The organism is Bacillus sp. MMSF_3328, assembly GCF_030733525.1.
Lineage (GTDB): Bacteria > Bacillota > Bacilli > Bacillales > Cytobacillaceae > Bacillus_AB > Bacillus_AB infantis.
In genome coordinates, this window is the sequence record NZ_JASHIV010000001.1 from 344,487 (window position 1) to 363,598 (window position 19,112).

Annotated in this window: 18 protein-coding genes; 12 read left to right on the plus strand and 6 right to left on the minus strand. The window is 48.8% G+C overall.

Features of this window, described 5'->3' with window-relative positions; genetic code table 11:
• Positions 1–43 precede the first annotated feature (43 nt).
• Together RBB45_RS01700 and RBB45_RS01705 are read left to right on the plus strand one after the other, a co-directional pair.
• Positions 44–1,012, plus strand: a complete 969-nt coding sequence (locus RBB45_RS01700; protein WP_306009035.1) for an aromatic acid exporter family protein — start codon at positions 44–46, stop codon at positions 1,010–1,012.
• Positions 1,013–1,065: 53 nt separating this feature from the next.
• Entirely contained in the window at positions 1,066–1,608 is a 543-nt protein-coding gene (locus RBB45_RS01705; protein ID WP_224951477.1) for a L,D-transpeptidase, read from the plus strand.
• A gap of 360 nt (positions 1,609–1,968) precedes the next feature.
• Here RBB45_RS01705 and prli42 read toward each other — a convergent pair whose 3' ends face one another.
• The gene (gene prli42 / locus RBB45_RS01710; protein ID WP_022544171.1) at positions 1,969–2,064 is read right to left on the minus strand and encodes a stressosome-associated protein Prli42; all 96 of its coding nucleotides are present in this window, start codon (positions 2,062–2,064) and stop codon (positions 1,969–1,971) included.
• 145 nt (positions 2,065–2,209) lie between these two features.
• Between prli42 and mce the strand changes: the two genes are divergently transcribed.
• From mce to gndA, 6 genes are all read left to right on the plus strand, one after another.
• On the plus strand, positions 2,210–2,626 hold the full coding sequence (gene mce / locus RBB45_RS01715) for a methylmalonyl-CoA epimerase (protein ID WP_022544170.1): 417 nt from the start codon (positions 2,210–2,212) through the stop codon (positions 2,624–2,626).
• On the plus strand, positions 2,623–4,173 hold the full coding sequence (locus tag RBB45_RS01720; RefSeq protein ID WP_224951475.1) for an acyl-CoA carboxylase subunit beta: 1,551 nt from the start codon (positions 2,623–2,625) through the stop codon (positions 4,171–4,173). The genes mce and RBB45_RS01720 overlap by 4 nt, the downstream gene beginning before the upstream one ends.
• 148 nt (positions 4,174–4,321) lie before the next feature.
• On the plus strand, positions 4,322–5,446 hold the full coding sequence (locus tag RBB45_RS01725; protein WP_009794712.1) for a M20/M25/M40 family metallo-hydrolase: 1,125 nt from the start codon (positions 4,322–4,324) through the stop codon (positions 5,444–5,446).
• A 155-nt stretch (positions 5,447–5,601) separates the two neighbouring features.
• Positions 5,602–6,081, plus strand: coding sequence for a chemotaxis protein CheW (locus RBB45_RS01730; RefSeq protein ID WP_035403057.1), 480 nt, complete (start codon positions 5,602–5,604; stop codon positions 6,079–6,081).
• Between the two features lie 204 nt (positions 6,082–6,285).
• Entirely contained in the window at positions 6,286–7,584 is a 1,299-nt protein-coding gene (locus RBB45_RS01735) for a DNA polymerase IV (protein WP_101550246.1), read from the plus strand.
• Between the two features lie 162 nt (positions 7,585–7,746).
• Positions 7,747–9,153 carry an NADP-dependent phosphogluconate dehydrogenase gene (gene gndA, locus RBB45_RS01740; protein WP_306009036.1) on the plus strand — a complete coding sequence of 469 codons (1,407 nt, stop codon included), beginning with the start codon at positions 7,747–7,749 and terminating at the stop codon, positions 9,151–9,153.
• Positions 9,154–9,235: 82 nt separating this feature from the next.
• Here gndA and zwf read toward each other — a convergent pair whose 3' ends face one another.
• Positions 9,236–10,738 carry a glucose-6-phosphate dehydrogenase gene (gene zwf, locus RBB45_RS01745; protein WP_094767104.1) on the minus strand — a complete coding sequence of 501 codons (1,503 nt, stop codon included), beginning with the start codon at positions 10,736–10,738 and terminating at the stop codon, positions 9,236–9,238.
• Between the two features lie 427 nt (positions 10,739–11,165).
• Here zwf and rnz point away from each other — a divergent pair, with 427 nt between their 5' ends.
• Positions 11,166–12,092, plus strand: a complete 927-nt coding sequence (rnz, locus tag RBB45_RS01750) for a ribonuclease Z (protein ID WP_306009037.1) — start codon at positions 11,166–11,168, stop codon at positions 12,090–12,092.
• Positions 12,093–12,104: 12 nt separating this feature from the next.
• Positions 12,105–12,650: a histidine phosphatase family protein gene (locus tag RBB45_RS01755; RefSeq protein WP_101550240.1), complete on the plus strand. Its 546-nt coding sequence runs from the start codon at positions 12,105–12,107 to the stop codon at positions 12,648–12,650.
• A gap of 385 nt (positions 12,651–13,035) precedes the next feature.
• On the opposite strand, the gene namA is transcribed toward RBB45_RS01755, so the two are convergent.
• From namA to proC, 3 genes are all read right to left on the minus strand, one after another.
• Entirely contained in the window at positions 13,036–14,052 is a 1,017-nt protein-coding gene (gene namA / locus RBB45_RS01760) for an NADPH dehydrogenase NamA (protein ID WP_009794721.1), read from the minus strand.
• A gap of 83 nt (positions 14,053–14,135) precedes the next feature.
• On the minus strand, positions 14,136–15,278 hold the full coding sequence (locus RBB45_RS01765; protein WP_306009038.1) for a glycosyltransferase family 2 protein: 1,143 nt from the start codon (positions 15,276–15,278) through the stop codon (positions 14,136–14,138).
• Between the two features lie 55 nt (positions 15,279–15,333).
• Positions 15,334–16,179: a pyrroline-5-carboxylate reductase gene (gene proC / locus RBB45_RS01770; RefSeq protein ID WP_094767108.1), complete on the minus strand. Its 846-nt coding sequence runs from the start codon at positions 16,177–16,179 to the stop codon at positions 15,334–15,336.
• 581 nt (positions 16,180–16,760) lie between these two features.
• Here proC and RBB45_RS01775 point away from each other — a divergent pair.
• Positions 16,761–17,726: an MBL fold metallo-hydrolase gene (locus tag RBB45_RS01775; RefSeq protein ID WP_009794726.1), complete on the plus strand. Its 966-nt coding sequence runs from the start codon at positions 16,761–16,763 to the stop codon at positions 17,724–17,726.
• A 12-nt stretch (positions 17,727–17,738) separates the two neighbouring features.
• On the plus strand, positions 17,739–18,533 hold the full coding sequence (locus RBB45_RS01780; RefSeq protein WP_035403059.1) for an SDR family NAD(P)-dependent oxidoreductase: 795 nt from the start codon (positions 17,739–17,741) through the stop codon (positions 18,531–18,533).
• A gap of 235 nt (positions 18,534–18,768) precedes the next feature.
• Here RBB45_RS01780 and RBB45_RS01785 read toward each other — a convergent pair whose 3' ends face one another.
• Positions 18,769–18,975, minus strand: coding sequence for a YqzH family protein (locus RBB45_RS01785; RefSeq protein ID WP_094767110.1), 207 nt, complete (start codon positions 18,973–18,975; stop codon positions 18,769–18,771).
• Positions 18,976–19,112 lie beyond the last annotated feature (137 nt).

Here is a 19,112-nt window from a genome sequence, read left to right on the forward strand (position 1 = left end):
ATTCATTTCCGCTGAATGGCTGCTTTGTATAGGAGTGCATGATATGAAATTCAGAATAGGATACCGAACGATTAAAACTGCTGCCGGGACAGCTGTTTCCATTATCATTGCACAAATGCTTGGGCTTAATAACTTTGTATCTGCAGGCATATTGACGATTTTATGCATCCAAGTGACAAAAAAAAGGTCGCTTACAGCTTCCTGGGCCAGATTCCTGGCCTGTCTGCTTTCTATGGTCTTTTCCATCGTATTCTTTGAAGGCATTGCATATCATCCGGCTGTGATCGGGCTGCTGCTGTTATTCTTCATCCCCACGGCTGTGATGCTGAAGGCAAGTGAAGGGGTGGTGTCCAGCAGTGTAATCACCCTGCATATTTATTCTGCGGGCGAGGTTACTGGCAGCCTGCTTTTGAATGAACTTGGAATCATAACTGTCGGGATAGGAGTGGCGCTGCTGGCGAATCTGTATATGCCAAGCCTTGACAGAAAGCTTGAAAAATATCAGCTTCAGATTGAAGATAACTTCAAAAGGATATTTGATGAAATCATCACCTATCTCCGAACCAATGAAAGCGACTGGGACGGCAGGGAGATCACCGGTACAGAGAGGCTGATCTCGGAAGCCAAGACCCTTGCCTTCAGGGATGTTGAAAATCACTTCCTGCGCAATGAAAACTCCTACTACCATTATTTTAAAATGAGGGAAAAGCAATTTGAAATCATTGAAAGGGTGCTGCCGACCGTTACATCGATCGGCCTTACTGTGGAGCAGGGAGAGATTGTCGCTGATTTCATCGAAGAGCTGTCAAACAATATTCATCCCGGCAATACAGCGATTGTGTATCTGGAAAAGCTGCTGCGGATGAAGCTTTCTTTCGAAGAGAGCGACCTCCCACGAACAAGGGAGGAGTTTGAAGCGCGTGCGGCCCTCCTGCATTTTGTTAAAGAAATGGAACAATATTTGGTCATTAAAAGCTCTTTTAAAGGATTGAAAAAAGAGAAAAGCGCATAATCGGGGGCATGCAGGCAGAAGCTATTCAAAAATGATACAGGCTGGTGAAATGGATGCTTAAAATGCTTTCAATCCTTGCGCTTTCTTTTTCATTTTCTCCTATCTGGCCGATCGGGCCCAATCCGCTGCCTGGAGACCCTTTCGTCATCATCAATAAACAGACAAATGAGCTTGCGCTTGTTGACGAAAACAGGGTCCAGACGGTCATAAGCGCTGCCACCGGCAAGACGGCTGATTTGACGCCGGAGGGGCTTTTTACTGTCACAGTCAAGGCGAAGGAGCCTTATTACAGAAGAAAAAACATTCCTGGCGGTTCTCCGGAAAATCCTCTCGGAACGAGATGGATCGGCTTTGATGCTGAGGAGACGGACGGGCGGATATATGGGATACACGGGACAAATGAGCCCGGATCCATCGGCAAATATGTCTCCTCCGGCTGTGTCCGCATGCAGAATGAAGCAATCGAGTCCCTGTTCGAACTCATCCCCATCGGGACCAAAGTGCTGGTTGTATCAACCGGCCAAAGCTTTGAAGAGCTGGGTAAAGAGTACGGTGCTATCAGTGAACTAAATAAAGTATGGCCTTATAAGCAGTAAAATACTTAAAATAAGAGCAGCAGGCAAATCTCCAAATAAAAAAAATCGTGCTTAAAAGCGGGCCCAATAGAAACCTTTCTGATCCGCTTCCTAAGACGGCCTCTTTGAATTCGTTGTTGTATTAAAGGATCGGATGCCCTTAAATAGGCCACATAATGCCATAAAAATTTGTAAATCTGTCGATTGGAGTGGAAGGCACGTAGACTCCTGCGTGATTGCAGCGCCGCCCCGCGGAAAGCGAAGTGCCTGGAATGGAAATCAACATTCTCATTACCAAAAGAAATCATGGTAAAGCTCAAATTTCATTGAATCTATCTATAGTTAGAAAGGACCGCCATAAGGCGATCCTTTTTTTCGTTTCTATAAAAACATGGCTGCTCCAACAGCAAGGGTGGATGCGAGCATGGCAAAAATCATTAAATATACGATGATCTTGCGGAATTTTTTATTAGACAAGCAGGAGCCCCTCCTTCTGACATTCTAATCTATTATTACTCTATTCTACTAAGAAAATTCAAAATGAACAACCGCTCAATATTTGAAGGAATTTCGACATTTTTATCGAATATTAAGAGTATTATGCAAGCGGGGGGGTTCATAAATGATTAACAAAGTGGATCATATTGGGATCGCTGTCAGCTCGCTTGACAGTGCTCTTCCATTTTATACAGATGTGCTCGGCCTCGAGCTGCTTGGTGTGGAAGATGTCGAATCTGAGCGGGTCAGGGTGGCATTCCTTCTTGCAGGAAATGCAAAGCTTGAGCTGCTCGAACCGCTGGGAGAAGGCAGCCCAATAGCAAAATTCATCGAAAAGCGGGGAGAAGGCATCCACCATATTGCACTGGGTGTGGACTCTATCAATGAAAGAATAGCAGAGATAAAAGAAAAAGGCATCAGAATGATTAATGATGAAGCAAAGAAAGGCGCAGGCGGTGCGAAGGTGGCGTTTATCCATCCAAAGTCATCCGGGAGCGTACTCTATGAATTCTGCGAGAAGAAAGGACTGGAAGAAGCATGACGGACATCTATGAAAAAATCAATGAGCTGTACGACCGGCGCCGGGAGGTGGAACTGGGCGGAGGCGACGAGCGGATAGAGAAGCAGCATGAGAAAGGTAAGCTTACTGCCAGGGAGAGGATCGACCTTCTGCTGGACGAAGGGACCTTTGTGGAGCTGAACCCCTTTATTGAGCACAGATCGACAGACTTTGGCCTTGACAGGGCAAAGGGGCCGGGAGACGGGGTTGTTACAGGTTATGGAAAGGTAAACGGCCGGCCTGTCTACTTATTTTCCCAGGACTTCACCGTATTTGGCGGCGCGCTTGGCGAGATGCACGCAAAGAAAATCGCAAATGTCATGGATCTTGCTGCCAAAAATGGCGCTCCCTTCATCGGGCTGAACGATTCAGGAGGGGCAAGGATCCAGGAAGGGGTTGTGTCGCTTGACGGCTATGGCCACATTTTCTACCGCAACAGCATCTATTCCGGCGTGATTCCGCAGCTTTCTGTCATTATGGGCCCGTGTGCAGGCGGGGCCGTTTATTCGCCAGCTATAACAGACTTTGTCTTTATGGTCGAAAAAACGAGCCAAATGTTCATTACCGGCCCGAAAGTGATTGAGACCGTCACAGGCGAAAAAATTTCTTCAGAAGACCTTGGCGGCGCAGAGGTACATAATTCAATAAGCGGCAATGCCCACTTCATGGGCGGAACAGAAGAGGAAGTCCTCCAGCAGGTAAGAAGGCTTCTCAGCTACCTTCCCCAGAACAGCGGGGAAAAGCCGCCGCGGCTTTCAGCAGATGAAGAGGACGATTACCGGCCTGATCTGACTGACTGCATCCCATTTGACAGCCTGAGGCCTTATGATGTCCGCAAAGTAGTGGAACAGATTGTGGATGAAGGATCGTTCATGGAGGTTCAGCAGGATTTTGCCAGGAATATTGTTGTCGGGCTGGCGAGGATCAAAGGCGAATCAGTCGGTCTTGTCTGCAATCAGCCCAAGGTAATGGCAGGCGGGCTTGATATTGATTCTTCCGATAAGGCTTCAAGATTTATCCGCTTCTGCGATTCCTTCAACATTCCGCTCATTACCTTTGAAGATGTAACCGGTTTCTTCCCGGGCATCAAGCAGGAGCACGGAGGGATCATCAGGCATGGGGCCAAGATTCTTTATGCCTATTCGGAGGCGACTGTTCCGAAGCTGACCGTGATCCTCCGGAAAGCCTATGGCGGCGCCTATGTTGCCCTCAACAGCAAATCCATCGGCGCTGACCTTGTGTTTGCCTGGCCCAATGCTGAAATTGCGGTCATGGGCCCTCAGGGGGCTGCCAATATCATTTTTGCCCGCGAAATCCAGGGCAGCAGCAATCCTGAAGCAGTCAGGGAACAGAAGATCGAAGAATACCGCGAAAAGTTCGCCAATCCTTATGTGGCTGCCAGCCGCGGCATGGTGGATGATGTCATTGATCCACGGGATACGAGAATTAAACTCATTCAGGCACTTGAGATGCTCCGGAATAAAAAGGAGTCGCGGCCGGCCAAAAAGCATGGGAATATCCCCTTATAAATGCTGTTGATTGGAAGGGAATACTCCCTTCCTTTTTTCTTATGGAACCAGTCTGCAGTCCTCTCCCCAGGCAGGCTCTCCGGTTGCTGTTGAATGATGTGAGCGGTATACTAGGTTAGTACGCATACATATTGGAGGTTTTAACATTATGATCAATCAGGAGCGTTTACTAAATGAATTCCTGGAGCTTGTCCAGGTAGATTCCGAAACAAAGCATGAAGCAGAAATCGCCAAAGTCCTGAAAAAGAAATTCACTGATCTTGGAGTCGATGTTTTTGAGGACGATACGACTGCTGAAACAGGCCATGGTGCCGGAAATCTGATTTGCACGCTTGAAGGCACAAAAGAGGGCGTTGATACCATTTATTTTACTTCCCATATGGATACTGTTGTTCCCGGGAAGGGCATCAAGCCATCAATTAAGGACGGCTATGTGGTGACTGACGGAACTACCATCCTTGGGGCAGACGATAAAGCAGGCCTTGCAGTTATGCTTGAGGTCGTCAGGGTTCTTAAAGAGCAGAATATTGAGCATGGCACCATCCAGTTCATCATCACAGCCGGCGAAGAATCAGGGCTGGTCGGAGCGAAGGCGCTTGACCGTTCCCTTGTAAAGGCCAAGTTTGGCTATGCGCTCGACAGCGATGGCAAGGTTGGGAATATTATTGTAGCAGCTCCGACACAGGCCAAGGTGAAAGCTGTCATCCAAGGAAAAACTGCTCATGCCGGTGTGGCACCTGAGAAAGGCGTTTCTGCCATCACCATCGCAGCAAAAGCAGTGGCCCGCATGCCGCTTGGACGCATTGATGAGGAAACGACTGCCAATATCGGCAGATTTGAAGGCGGTCAGCAGACAAATATCGTTTGCGACCGTGTCGACATCCTGGCAGAAGCCCGTTCCCTTATTGGCGAAAAGATGGAAGCGCAGGCAGCCAAGATGAAGGAAGCATTTGAAAGCGCAGCAGAAGAAATGGGCGGCAAAGCCGATGTTGAAATCCAGGTTATGTACCCAGGCTTTAAATATGGAGAAGGGGATCATGTGGTGGAAGTAGCAAAGAAAGCTGCAGCCAAAATCGGCCGCAGCAGTGAGCTTCTCCATAGCGGCGGAGGCAGTGACGCGAATGTGATTGCCGGCTTCGGCATCCCGACAGTCAACCTGGCTGTAGGCTATGAGGAAATTCATACAACCAATGAACGCATGCCGGTTGAAGAGCTGAACAAGCTTGGAGAAATGGTTGTAGCAATCATCAATGAAGTATCCGGCAACGAATAATGATCAGCGGGAGGGCCAGCGGCTCCTCCCGTTTTTTCTTCTTAACAGAAGGTACATTTTACATAGTTAATTCCCGGATCAGTAAAAAATATGGTATATTTGTAATAGATATGCATAGCCGCCAGGGACTTTTAGCGGACGGAGGGACAAAAGCAATGGATGAAAATAAAAAAATGATTGTGTTTCAGGTAGGCAAAGAGGAATATGCGATCCCGATTGAATATGTCATTTCAATTGAAAAGGCTGAGGATATCACACCGATACCTCATCTCCCTGCATATGTGAAGGGAATTTCAAAGGTAAGGGGAGAATTGATTCCTGTCATTGATTTTGAGCATATTCTCTATGACCGCAGCCAGGCAGATTCTGATGCAGCCAGAATGATTGTGCTGCAGACAGAAGAGCTTTCCCTTGGGGCTTCGGTAGCCGAGGCTAAGGAAATAATTGATATGCCAAAAGAAGCTGTCAAAGAACTTGGACTTGCTGCTTATCAGAAAACAACCTACTTCAGCGGAGTTGCAGCCTTAGGAAGCCGGCTTATCACAATCATCGATCCTCTCAGGCTCGTACAAGCGCTTGAAGGCATCCGCGAAATCAAAGAGTTTATGAAAGATAGGAAAGAAGAGGCTGTCTAACTTTTTTATCAAAGTAAGTATATATCTTTTGCGACTTTGATTACTGTTTAGCAGCTGCGCCTGATGTCCCCTCGTTCCTTAAGGATGGCCAGGGCGCTTGCGCATTTAGAAGGGCCTGCTGTTGCAGGCTCTTTTGCTTTTTTAGCCTTGGATGCGGAATTTTGATAAAATATAGCTATCATTAAGTCAGGGAAGTGCAGAGGCATGAGAGAATTATATCCAAAGAACGGGCGGGTCATTTTGCACGTTGATATGAACAGCTTCTACGCTTCAGTCGAAATGGCCTATAATCCTGAGCTGAAAGGGAAGCCGCTGGCGATTGCGGGAAATGCAGAAGAGCGAAGGGGAATAATCGTCACATGCAGCTATGAAGCAAGAAAGTTCGGCGTCAGGACAACAATGCCCTTATGGGAGGCCAAAAAGCTGTGCCCGCAGCTGATCGTAATGACACCGAATTTTGAACGGTACCGCGCTGCCTCTATGGGAATGTTCAATATACTCGGCCAATATTCCGGGCTTGTTGAGCCTGTCTCCATCGATGAAGGGTATGTCGATATTACAGATAGCTATGAGTATGGAGCGCCGCTTGAAATTGCCGGGAGCATCCAGAAGCAGATACTTGATCAGCTTGATCTGCCCTGCAGCATAGGGGTGGCCCCCAATAAATTTCTTGCTAAAATGGCTTCAGATATGAAGAAACCGATGGGCATCACCGTGCTGCGGAAACGCGATATAGGAAATATCCTTTGGCCGATGCCTGTGGAGGAAATGCATGGAGTCGGCAAAAAGACAGCCGAGAAGCTTCGCACCCTCCAGATTGAGACGATTGGCAGCCTCGCCGAAGCTAATGATCTTCAGCTGAAAGGGTTGCTTGGCATCAACGGGCCGCGACTGAAAGAGAGGGCGAACGGGATCGACCGCAGGCCCGTAGACCCGGAGTCTGCAGCTGAATTTAAGAGTGTGGGCAATTCTACTACGCTCCCAAGGGATGTGTCCAATCAGCAGGAGCTCTTTAAGGTGCTTGATATGCTGTCGGAAAAGGTAGCTGTCCGCCTGAAAAAAAAGAAGGTATATGCGTCAGCCCTGGGCATCACCATCCGCTATAAAGACAGAAAGACAATTACAAGGAGCAGGAAGCTGGATAACCCTGTCAGCTTAAAGGAAGATCTGGCTGCTTTCAGCCGGAAGCTGTTCATTAGGCACTGGAATGGAGATCCCGTCCGCCTCCTCGGGGTTACGGCTCAGGAACTCGTGGAGCAGGACCAGGCTGTCCGCCAGCTTGATTTATTTTCTTATGAAAAAGAGGCCAGGAAAGAGCCGCTTTTCAAAACCCTGGCCGATCTGCGGAGCAAATTCGGGGATAAGATCATCGACCTTGCCGGAGCTGCGGGCGATGGAGCTGACAATTCTGCAATCGGGACAGATACCAGCTTCAATAAAGATTTCCTTAACGGTGCGGGAAAACGCCAAATCCAGCATCCGGCTCAAAAAGATCATGAATAATGTTTATAAAAGGAATGGAACGTCAAACTAAGAAGGGAAAGCCCAAGTTTGATTAGTTGCATTCCTTTTGCCGTTTTGAGACATTATTATTGGCAGCAGCCTTTCGATGGCGTGGCTTGCCGGGTGTAGATACCAGCTTCAGAAGCAGAAAGGGAGAATGATATGACTAAACAGGAAATAGGAGTTATCGGCCTTGCCGTTATGGGAAAAAACCTTGCCTGGAACATTGAAAGCAGGGGGTATGCTGTTTCTGTCTACAATAGATCTTCTGAAAAAACGGAAGAAATGCTTAAAGAATCCGAAGGGAAGAATATTACCGGAACTTACTCGATTGAAGAGTTTGTCGATTCCCTTGAAAAGCCGCGGAAAATTATGCTGATGGTCAAAGCGGGCGGCCCAACGGACGCAACGATTGAGCAGCTTAAGCCTCATCTTGAAAAGGGCGATATCCTGATAGATGGCGGAAATACTTTTTTCGCTGATACACAGCGGAGGAATAAAGAGCTGAGCGAGCTTGGCATCCATTTTATCGGAACCGGGGTGTCCGGGGGAGAAGAGGGCGCACTGAAAGGGCCGTCCATCATGCCTGGCGGGCAAAAGGAAGCCTATGACCTTGTCGCACCAATCTTTAAGGATATTTCTGCAAAAGTGAATGGCGAGCCTTGTACAACGTACATAGGTCCGGATGGGGCAGGACATTATGTCAAAATGGTCCATAATGGGATCGAATATGGAGACATGCAGCTGATCTCCGAATCTTATTTCCTTCTTAAAAATGTACTCGGCTTGTCGGCAGAAGAGCTGCACACCGTCTTTGCAGACTGGAATAAGGGCGAACTCGACAGCTATCTGATTGAAATTACAGCAGATATTTTTACTAAAAAGGATGAGGAAACAGGCAAGCCGCTCGTGGATGTGATCCTCGATACAGCCGGCCAAAAGGGCACAGGGAAATGGACAAGCCAAAGTGCCCTTGATTTAGGTGTCCCGCTTCCGATTATCACTGAGTCCGTCTTTGCACGCTTCCTTTCGGCCATGAAAGAGGAGCGCGTCCACGCGAGCAGGCTTTTGAAAGGACCTGAAGCGAAGAGCTTTCAAGGAAACAGGGAAGCATTCATTGAGTCTGTCCGCAAAGCTTTATATATGAGCAAAATCTGTTCCTATGCACAGGGGTTTGCCCAGATGCGGGCTGCATCGGATGAATACAGCTGGGAGTTGAAATACGGGGATATCGCCATGATTTTCCGCGGAGGCTGCATCATCCGCGCCCAGTTCCTGCAGAAAATCAAAGAAGCTTATGACAGGGAACCGGGTCTTAAAAATCTTCTGCTTGATCCATATTTCAAGGAAATCGCCGAAAGCTACCAGGCAGCCCTGCGGGAAATCATCAGCTCTGCTGTACAGAACGGAATACCGGTTCCATGCTTCTCAGCCGCGCTTTCTTATTATGACAGCTACCGGACGGAAACCCTCCCGGCCAATCTGCTTCAGGCACAGCGCGATTATTTCGGGGCCCATACGTATCAGCGTACGGACAAAGAAGGCACGTTCCATACGAACTGGATTTAATACATGCATTCAAAAAGCCGCCAATCGAGGCGGCTTTTTGAATGATAAAAATCCCTCCGGGTAGCCGAAGGGATTTTTTGTATTAGCAATTATCAACTTCTAAGTCTGCCACAGGCCACCAGGAGAATCCTTCTTTTGCAAGCAGCTGGTCTGCTTCTTCAGGTCCCATTGTCCCGGCTTCATAGTTAGGGAAGTTTTCCGCTTTATGGTTTTCCCATACTTCGGAAATTTTATCCACGAAGCTCCAGGATAATGCCACTTCGTCCCAGTGGGTAAAGTTTGTGGCATCGCCTCTCATGCAGTCATACAGCAGCTTCTCATAGGCTTCCGGCGTGTTTATGCCGCTGCCGCTTTTATTCGAGAAGTTCAGCTTGACTTGATTCGCTTCAAGCTGGTTTCCTGACTTTTTGGCATTAAGGTGAAGTGTGATCCCTTCATCAGGCTGGATGTGGATGATCAGCAGATTCGGATTGACTGTCTGCCCTGTTTCATAGTACAGGTTCATCGGAATATCCTTGAATTGGATGACAATCTTCGTTGACTTGACGGCCATCCTCTTTCCTGTCCTGATATAGATTGGGACCCCGGCCCAGCGGAAGTTGTCGATAGTCAATCTTCCGGCCACAAAAGTTTCGGTATTGGACTCGCTGTCAACCATTGGTTCTTCACGGTATCCCGGCACTTGTTCGCCGTCAAGCATGCCTTTGCCATACTGTCCCCGCACAAAGTGTTCGTGAACCATATCGCCCTCAAGCGGACGCATCGCACGCAGGACCTTTACTTTCTCTGAGCGGATCTCATCGGTCGTCAAACGGATCGGCGGCTCCATCGCAAGCAGTGCCACCATTTGCAGCATATGATTCTGAACCATATCTCTTAAGGCCCCGCTCTTTTCGTAATAGCGCCCGCGTTCTTCTACCCCAAGGACCTCGCTTGATGTCACCTGGATATTGGAAATATGGCGGTTGTTCCAGAGCGGCTCAAACAGTGCATTGGCAAAACGGATTACCTCAATATTCTGGACCATTTGTTTACCCAGGTAGTGATCAATACGGTAAATTTCATCTTCGGAAAAAGCATGCCTGATCTGGCTGTTCAGTTCTTTTGCAGACTCGAGGTCATGGCCGAACGGCTTTTCTATGACAAGGCGCTTGAATCCATTGGTTTCGGTCAGGCCATCCTGCTTCAAATGAACCGCAATGGTGCCGAAAAATTCCGGTGCCATGGCCAGATAGAAAATACGGTTGCCTTCGAGGCCATAGGTATTATCAAGATCTTCAGCCATTGACTTTAAAGCTAGATATGAGCTTGAATCTGTCACATCATGTGAGTGATAGTAAAAATGGGATGCAAACTCATCCAGCCTGGTGCTGTCCTTTATCGCAGACTGAACGGAATTTTTTACATTTTCCTGAAATTCCTCGTTGGAAAGCGGTCTTCTTGCAACTCCGACGACAGCAAAACGCTCTGAAAGATTTCCCTTTTCAAAAAGCCTGTAGAGGGAAGGGAACAGTTTACGATTGGCAAGGTCGCCGGTAGCTCCGAAAATCATGATTAATCCTGTTGGTTTTTCGTTCTGTTTCACGGTACATAAACCTCTCTTCAACAAAATTTCAATATATGTAAGTTCTTATGCTGTAGGCCTGCAGCGGGATTTATCTTTAAAAAAGCTCTTTTTATGCCGGCACGCTCACTGGATCGGGTCCAACCCGGATGAAGCCCCTGACACAAACAAAGGCTATAAAAAGTCTTCCATTAAAAGAACACCCATACAAGTATAAAATTTTATAGCTTATCCAATGAAATCGCAAATAATATGCGCCTTTCTCCTGCGAAAGCGCTGCCTTTGGCTGCTGCCTGATTAGTTTCCGCAATAGGGCGGGAAACTATCCGTTTTTTATGGGGATGAAGTCGGGGAGGACCTTTCTGCCGGCATTTATGATATAGTGTTGATTATAAAAACTCGATTTAACGGCAAGTGAACATATTTACCAGGTAAAGGGGGGGCATGGGTGGATTTACTATTTTTAGGAACGGGTGCAGGAATACCGGCAAAGCTTAGAAATGTTACCTCAATGGCATTGAAGCTTCTGGAAGAGCGGGGCACTGTCTGGCTGTTTGACTGCGGCGAGGCTACCCAGCATCAAATCCTGCATACATCACTGAAGCCCAGGAGGATCGAAAAGATTTTTATAACCCATATGCATGGCGACCACATATACGGGCTTCCCGGACTTCTCTCAAGCCGCTCCTTCCAGGGAGGCGAGACAGAGGTGGAGGTTTATGGGCCAAAGGGGCTGAAGGATTATATTGAAATCAGCCTTTCGGTGAGCGGGACCTGCTTAAAATATCCGCTGAAGATCATTGAGGCAATAGAGGGCGTTATTTTCGAAGATGAAGATTTTAAAGTGGAGGCAAAGCTTCTTGACCATGGAATCCCTTCTCTTGGCTACAGGATCATGGAAAAAGACAAACCGGGCACTCTCCAGGCTGATAAGCTGAAGGAAGCGGGAGTCATGCCGGGTCCGATTTACAGGGATATCAAAAATGGGATTCCTGCTGTGCTGGCGGACGGCACTGTTTTGAATCCGGCAGATTTTCTCGGTCCGGATATTAAAGGGAGGGTCATCACGATCCTTGGTGATACAAGGATGTGCGCAACCGCCCTAGAACTTGCCAGAGATGCTGATCTGCTTGTCCATGAAGCGACCTTCCAGGCGGGCGAAGAAACCATGGCACGCGACTATTACCATTCTACAACCGTTCAGGCTGCGGAAATAGCCAAACAGGCTAACGCAAAGAAATTATGCCTCACACATATCAGTGCACGCTACGAAAGAGCAGACTGGGCAATGCTCACCGCTGAAGCGCGCACAGTGTTTCCAGATGCCGATATAGCAGAGGATTTTAAGGAATTCCATATCCCGGTGAATAAGTAAGGGGGCGAAAGCTTGAAGACACTATATATCGTTCGCCATGCCAAAGCCGAAGGCCAGCCGTTTGAATCCCGGCTGACTGGAGAGGGAAGAAAGCAGGCGGTGAAGCTTGCCGGTTTTTTTGAGGATAAGCCTGTTGATTTTATCTATTCCAGCCCTTTCATCAGGGCCCTGGAGACGGTCAGGCCTCTTGCTGAGTCTAAAGGGCTTGATGTTTCTGCTGACCCGCGGCTAGGGGAAAGGATTTTGAGTTCTCTCTATTTTGATGACTGGCAGACTAAGCTTATGCAGAGCTTTGATGATTTCAGACTGCGCTTTGAAGACGGAGAAACCCAGGAAGAGGGGATGGCAAGGGCTGCATCCGTCTTAAAAGAAGCCCTCCAGCGCCCGGAGAAGCATATCGTGCTTGCCAGCCATGGAAATCTGAGCACGCTCCTGCTCAGATATTTCGACGAACAGAGCGGCTTTGATGTGCTGATGAAAATGTCCAATCCTGATGTTTTCAGGATTGCCATCAGTGGTGAGGGACATGTTCTGGAGCGGATTTGGAAGGAAGAATGAAAGAAGAGCGTGCAGCCTTATGTGGCTGCACGCTCTTTTTGTATCTCGAGGAGGGCAAGCGCCCTCCGCTTTTCTTATTGTCCAGCTCCATCGGCTAGAGCCTCGAGTCATAAGCCACGGCAGAATTAAAGGCAAAGAACGCCTTTTATTCTACCGCGTCTTATGCTTGAGGCCCACAGGATGTGGGTCATGCAGACGTTGCCACAGGACGTGGCGTTTTTAGTCTGCGTTCCTTAGTTGAACAGTCGCCTCCGCTTTTCTTAGTGTCCAGCTCCGGGCGCTAGCCCCTCGAGTCATAAGCCAATCAGGCCAGAAGGTTAAAGAACAACCTTCCGTCCTGCTCGTCTTATGCTAGTCGGGGCTGGGCAAGCGCCCTCCGCTTTTCTTACCACCCTCTATCATATTGTTTCGGGGGTTCGATTTCGGTGCCGAGCTGTTTGGCTGCGGTTTTTGGGAAGTATGGATCGCGGAGCAGCTCACGTGCGATGAAGATAAGGTCTGCTCTGTCGTTTTGCAGGATCTCTTCAGCCTGCAGTCCGGATGTAATCAGGCCGACGGCGCCTGTCGGGATGTCTGCCTCATTCTTGATGGTTTCAGCGAATTTGACCTGGTAGCCTGGATAAGCGTGAATGCGGGCCGGCACCAGTGCTCCGGAGCTTACATCGATCAGGTCGATGCCCTGCTCTTTCATCCAGCGCCCGAACGTGACATAATCCTCAACATCAAGTCCGTTTTCGTTATAATCGCTCGCTGATACCCTTACAAAGAGAGGTCCGTCCCAAACAGACTGGATGCTGTCGATGACTTCCCTCAGGAAGCGGTAGCGGTTTTCTGCGATCCCGCCGTATTCATCCTCCCGCAGATTGGAAAGCGGGGATAGAAACTCATTGATCAGATAGCCGTGGGCAGCATGGATTTCTATAACCTCGAAGCCTGCTTTTTTAGCACGGACAGCGCCTTCCTTAAAGGCTTCGATCGTTTCTTTAATCTCTTCTTTTGTCATCTCTTTAGGCTTTTTCATTTTTTCATTGAAAGCCACGGCAGATGGAGCAATGATTTCGCCCTCAATAACCGCTTTTCTGCCTGCATGCGCAAGCTGGATGCCGGCACGGGTGCCATGCTCCTTCATCATGCCTGTCAGCTGCTGCAGCCCCTCGATATGATCATCGCTCCAGATCCCCAGATCCTGTGGTGAAATGCGGCCCTGCGCAGTTACAGCGGTCGCTTCCACAATGATCAGGCCAACCTGTCCAACAGCTCTGCTTGTATAATGGGTCAAATGCCAGTTTTCTACTTTTCCATCTTCATTATGGCTGGAATACATGCACATCGGCGCCATGACGATGCGGTTTTTTAGTGTGACGTCTTTCACTGTGTATGAAGAAAATAACTTTGTGTCCATAATTGCCTCCTTCTTATTTCGTGCAGCTAAACACTTTTAGTATAGCAGGGGGCAGAAGGGAAGGAAAAAGAAAGCGCTCGCGCTTATTTATTTTTTCGGCGCAGCTCCTTCAGTCTGTATTTTGTACCCCGCCAGACGATGCCTCCCCTCTTAAACGTCAAGAAACTTGCGCGCATGATGCTGTAGATGAAAAGAAGCGCCGTTAACGGAAAAACGAGAAAAAGGGCGGAGGAAAAGGGGGTCATGCGGTTTGAAATCATCGTATAAAGGCCCCCCAGCAGAATGATGTTTGCCGCACTTAGCCCCATGACAAGCCGATCCGGCGAAAAAACGGCAAAGAAGGGAACCACCTGGGAAATGAAAGTGCCGGCAATGGCCAAAAGCACCATGCTGATCCGGTAATGGAGGCCGGCGAATGTATTTTTCTCAAGGCCCCTGAATGCTTCTCCCAGGCTTGTATACCATTCGACTTCAAGCAGCTCCAGCGCTGCAGCGATTTTCTGCCTGTACCCGAGCCTCTTCATCAGCATACCGAGCATCAGGTCATCATCCGGCCTCATCCGGATGGATTCATGTGTGCCGGCATCTTCGTAAGCTTTTTTGGAAATAAGGTTGAATGCGCCGATCCCGATCCCCGTTTTTGATTGCGGCCGGTTGGCCTGCCAGGGGCGTTTATAATAGGAAAAACCGAAAAGGAAAAAGCCGATGAACGCTTTGAGCCAGAAGCTGTGTGCTTTCAAAGCCGGGGCAGCTGTAAGATGATCGAGGCCCTGGCGCCTGAAATAAGAAAGTGCCCTGCCGATGGCATCTTTCCGGAACATTACGTCGGCATCAGTAAAGAGGATTATATCTCCCTTTGCCATTCCTGCTCCTCTGCACAGGGCATGGTTTTTCCCGAGCCAGCCATCAGGCAGGTCATGGATATGAAGAACCCTGATTCTTGCATCTTCCTGGGCCAGCCTTTCCATGATCTCCCCCGTGCCATCCTCTGACCGGTCATTAACAAGGATCCATTCGAGGTGTGTGTAATTTTGTGAAAGCTGAGTGCGGATGCTCTCTTCGATCACGGCTGCTTCATTTCGTGCTGCTGTGACAATTGACAGAAGGGGGCCGGAAGCCAGCTCTTCTTCCTCTTCAAGCTGGTCAAGCCTCCGCAGTCCCAAAAAAGCATCAGCTATGGCGCATATCCAGATGATCATGCAGAGTGCCAGAAGAATGGCCAGCATTTTTTTCACTCCCTCCCTGTATTTGGCTCCATTTTAAGGAAAGGGGAGGAGATGTTCAACTTTGGCTATTCTTCTGCCGCAGCTCTTCCGTAATCGCTTTGCCAAGGCGTCCTGACTGCAGGGCCGCCTCTTTGATGCATAACATGAAAGCTTCCTGGACGCCATGGCTGTCGAGCACACGGATACCGGCCTCTGTTGTGCCTCCCGGGCTGGTGACATTCCTCCGCAGCTCTTCTGGCTCTTTATCAGATCGGGCTAGCATGGCCGCTGCGCCTGCCAGTGTCTGGATGATGAGCTCCTTTGCTACAGGCTGATCGAGGCCGGCCTCGGCTGCACTTTTCTCCATTGCTTCCGCCAAATAATAGATATAGGCAGGGCCGCTCCCCGACAGGCCTGTCACTGCGTCCAGCTGTTCCTCCTCCACAAACACCGCCGTCCCGACGGTCTCGAAAATTTCCCTGGCGAGTGCAGCCTGTTCCTGGGTGGCTTTAAGATTTGCCGCCAGGGCTGTGGCCGATTTGCAGACAGCTGCAGATGTATTAGGCATAGCCCTTATGATGGCAGGCTTGAGGCGGGATAGTCTTTCAATGCTCTCCATCGGCACGCCTGCAAGGACAGAAATAATCAGCATACTTTCATTCAGATAAGGAACAAGGCGCTCCATCGCTTCTGCCGCATCCTTTGGCTTCATGGCCAGGATGACTGCTTCCGCTCCGGACATCACCTCCACCATGCTGTGGGTGGCGTGTACGCCATAAGTGCCTGCCATTCTTTCAAGCCGTCCCTCATTGCTTTTATTGGTCACATAAATACGCTCAGCTTTCACAAGCCCATTTTCTATCATTCCTGCAATCAGGGCTTCCGCCATGGATCCTGCCCCGATGACCGCCAGTTTTTTCATAGTGATCAAATCCTTTCTGTTTTTGGTCCGTTAAAAATAAAAAGCCCTCCGTCCAGTAAAGGACGAAAGGCTTTGCTTCCGTGGTACCACCTTCATTCACCAGGCCTGCCATTGTTCAGGTCTGATGCAGCTTAGCGCCCGTTAACGCCGGGACGGGACGTCAGGTTTTCCTGACAGCTCGTAAGGTAGGTTCAATGTTCAAGCGGGCGGTGAAGCCTTTCAGCCGGCGGGCTTCACTCTCTTTCGCCATTTCCCATTTACTGGCCCTATTCAACGCTTCGTTCTTTATAAAAAAGATGTTTTTGTGATTATGCAAGAAAAGGAGCGGACCTGTCAATAGGCTTTCATCAGGATTTTTTAAACCACTCAAGAAAAGTTATGTGAAAATAATGACAATTCCTTTGAATAAAGTTAAACTTACAGTATATACTGTCTGCCAATTTTCCAAAGTATACATAGATTCTGTGTTTTTTCCGGCAGCAGCCCTGTTTATTTTCCGCTGAAATGATGGTGCTGCTGGAGAAGCCAGTGTTTTTATATCCATTACTTTATTTAAATATAATTTCAAGGAGTTAAGAAAAATGGCTGAATGGAAGAATGATATCGCGAAGTTAGTCATCCCCACCCCTTTTCCGGTTGGAGATGTGAATGTTTACCTGATTAAAGGCGACAGGCTGACTTTGGTGGACGCCGGCCCCAAAACAGAAGAAGCATGGGAAGCACTGAACCATCAGCTGAAGGAGCTGAAGCTGAAGCCGCAGGATATTGAACAGGTGATCCTCACCCATCACCACCCCGACCATGCCGGCCTGCTTGATTATTTTTCCCCTGAACTCGAGGTTTACGGACATTCTGCAAATGAACGCTGGCTGAACAGGACAGAGGCCTTTTTTGATATGCATGACCGCTTTTACATGGGGCTTTTCCGCGAATTTGGCATTCCGGATGCTTATTTGCCGTTCATTGCCCTGATGAAGAAAACGCTTAGATTTTCCTGCAGCCGCTCTCTTACCGGCTCGATCTGCGAAGGCGATGAACCGCCAGGCCTGCCGGGCTGGAGTGTGGTGGAAACTCCGGGGCATGCACAAAGCCATATAGGCCTGTACCGCGAAAAGGATGGCACTTACATCGGGGGAGACCATCTGCTTGCCAGTATTTCTCCAAATCCTCTCCTCGAGCCTCCGCTTTCTGGAGAAACAGAACGTCCAAGGCCGATGCTTCAATATAATGAGTCACTGAAAAAGCTGCTGGAGATTCCTATCAGCCTTGTTTATTCGGGCCATGGACCTGAAGTGAGCGAAGTTCCCCCGCTGATTGAAAAGAGGCTCGGCCGCCAGCATGACCGGGCAATGCAGGTTAAAGGATGGCTTGAGGAAGGGCCGCTTACTGCCTTCCAAGTATGCCAGAGGCTGTTTCCGGCCGTTTATGAACGGGAATTCACCCTGACTCTCTCGGAGACAGTAGCCCAGCTTGACTATTTGGAGTCGTTAGGAGAAATTGTTATTAAGGAGGAAGACGGCGCCTTCTTTTATACAATTGCTGAATGAGGTGGTTTTTTGCTGTCAGGACGTCTTAGAGAAAAGAATATTGTCATCACCGGGGCATCAGGAGGCATCGGAGCGGAAATGGCTGCCCTTTGCGCGGAAAGAGGAGCGAGGCTGTGGCTTTTGGCGCGGAATCAGGAAAAGCTGGAGGAGATTGCCGGTGCACTTGGAACCCGCTATGGTGCTGAAGTAAATACAGACCGGCTGGATGTTTCGGATACAGATGCGGTCCAGGCCGTTTTCGCCCGGATCCTGGGTGAGTGGGGACATGTCGATGTGCTTGTGAACAATGCCGGCTTCGGGGTATTCCGGGAAGCGCATGAAGCGCCGATCGAGGAAATAAAAGGGATGTTCGATGTTAATGTCATCGGGCTGATGGCCGCAACGAGCATGGTCCTGCCTTCTATGAGAAGCAGGAATAGCGGGCACATCATTAACATCGCATCCCAGGCAGGAAAGATCGCTACGCCAAAATCGAGCGTATATTCTGCCACGAAGCACGCTGTTTTGGGCTATTCGAACAGCCTCCGGATGGAGCTTGCTGATCTCGGGGTGCATGTGACGACTGTCAACCCGGGCCCGATTGCCACTAATTTCTTTAATATTGCAGATGAAAAAGGGACCTATGTGAAAAATGTCCAGCGTTTTATGCTGCAGCCGCGCTATGTGGCAGAAAAAGTGGTGGACAGCATGCTGACGGGCCGGAGGGAAATCAATCTCCCGCGCTGGATGAATGCCGGAAGCACCATTTATGCCCTTTTCCCGCGCCTTTTTGAAAAGGCAGGCCGGCGGGCATTCAATAAAAAATGAGTGCGGTTTTTTTGGAGGGAATTGTAATAGTGCCTCCAGTTTTGCAGAGTTGCTAATAAAACCGGAAAGTTGCTAATAAACGGGAAAAGTTGCTAATAAACTGAAAAACTTGCTAATAAAATAAAAAACTTGCTAATAAAATAAAAAACTTGCTAGCAAAGTCAAAAATCCGCCTTTCGCCAACAAACAGGGCCCTCCAGCAGAGGGTCCTGTTTGTTTTTCATTCTTGCTGTTCTTAAAAGTAAGGAGACCCGGTGACAAATCCATATACCGCATCTTCGACTATTTCGTGCAAATCCGTTTCTGCATCTTCATTTTTTTTCTCCTCAATACGCCTGTAAAGTTCTTCAAATTCCCTGCTGCCAGGCTTGATCAAGCTGCCGTCAAAGCCGTACTGGCCAAGGCAGCCGGCCGCCATTTTGTATATCAATTTTCTGTCCATCGAGATTCCTCCCTCCTGCCATTATAGCCAATCTTTCCCCCAATGGAAGCCCGGGCCGTCAGGCTGCGAAACAATGGAAAAACAGCTTATCTGCTGGCAGGCAAACCGGAATCAAGAAATTCGTCGTAAAATTTCCA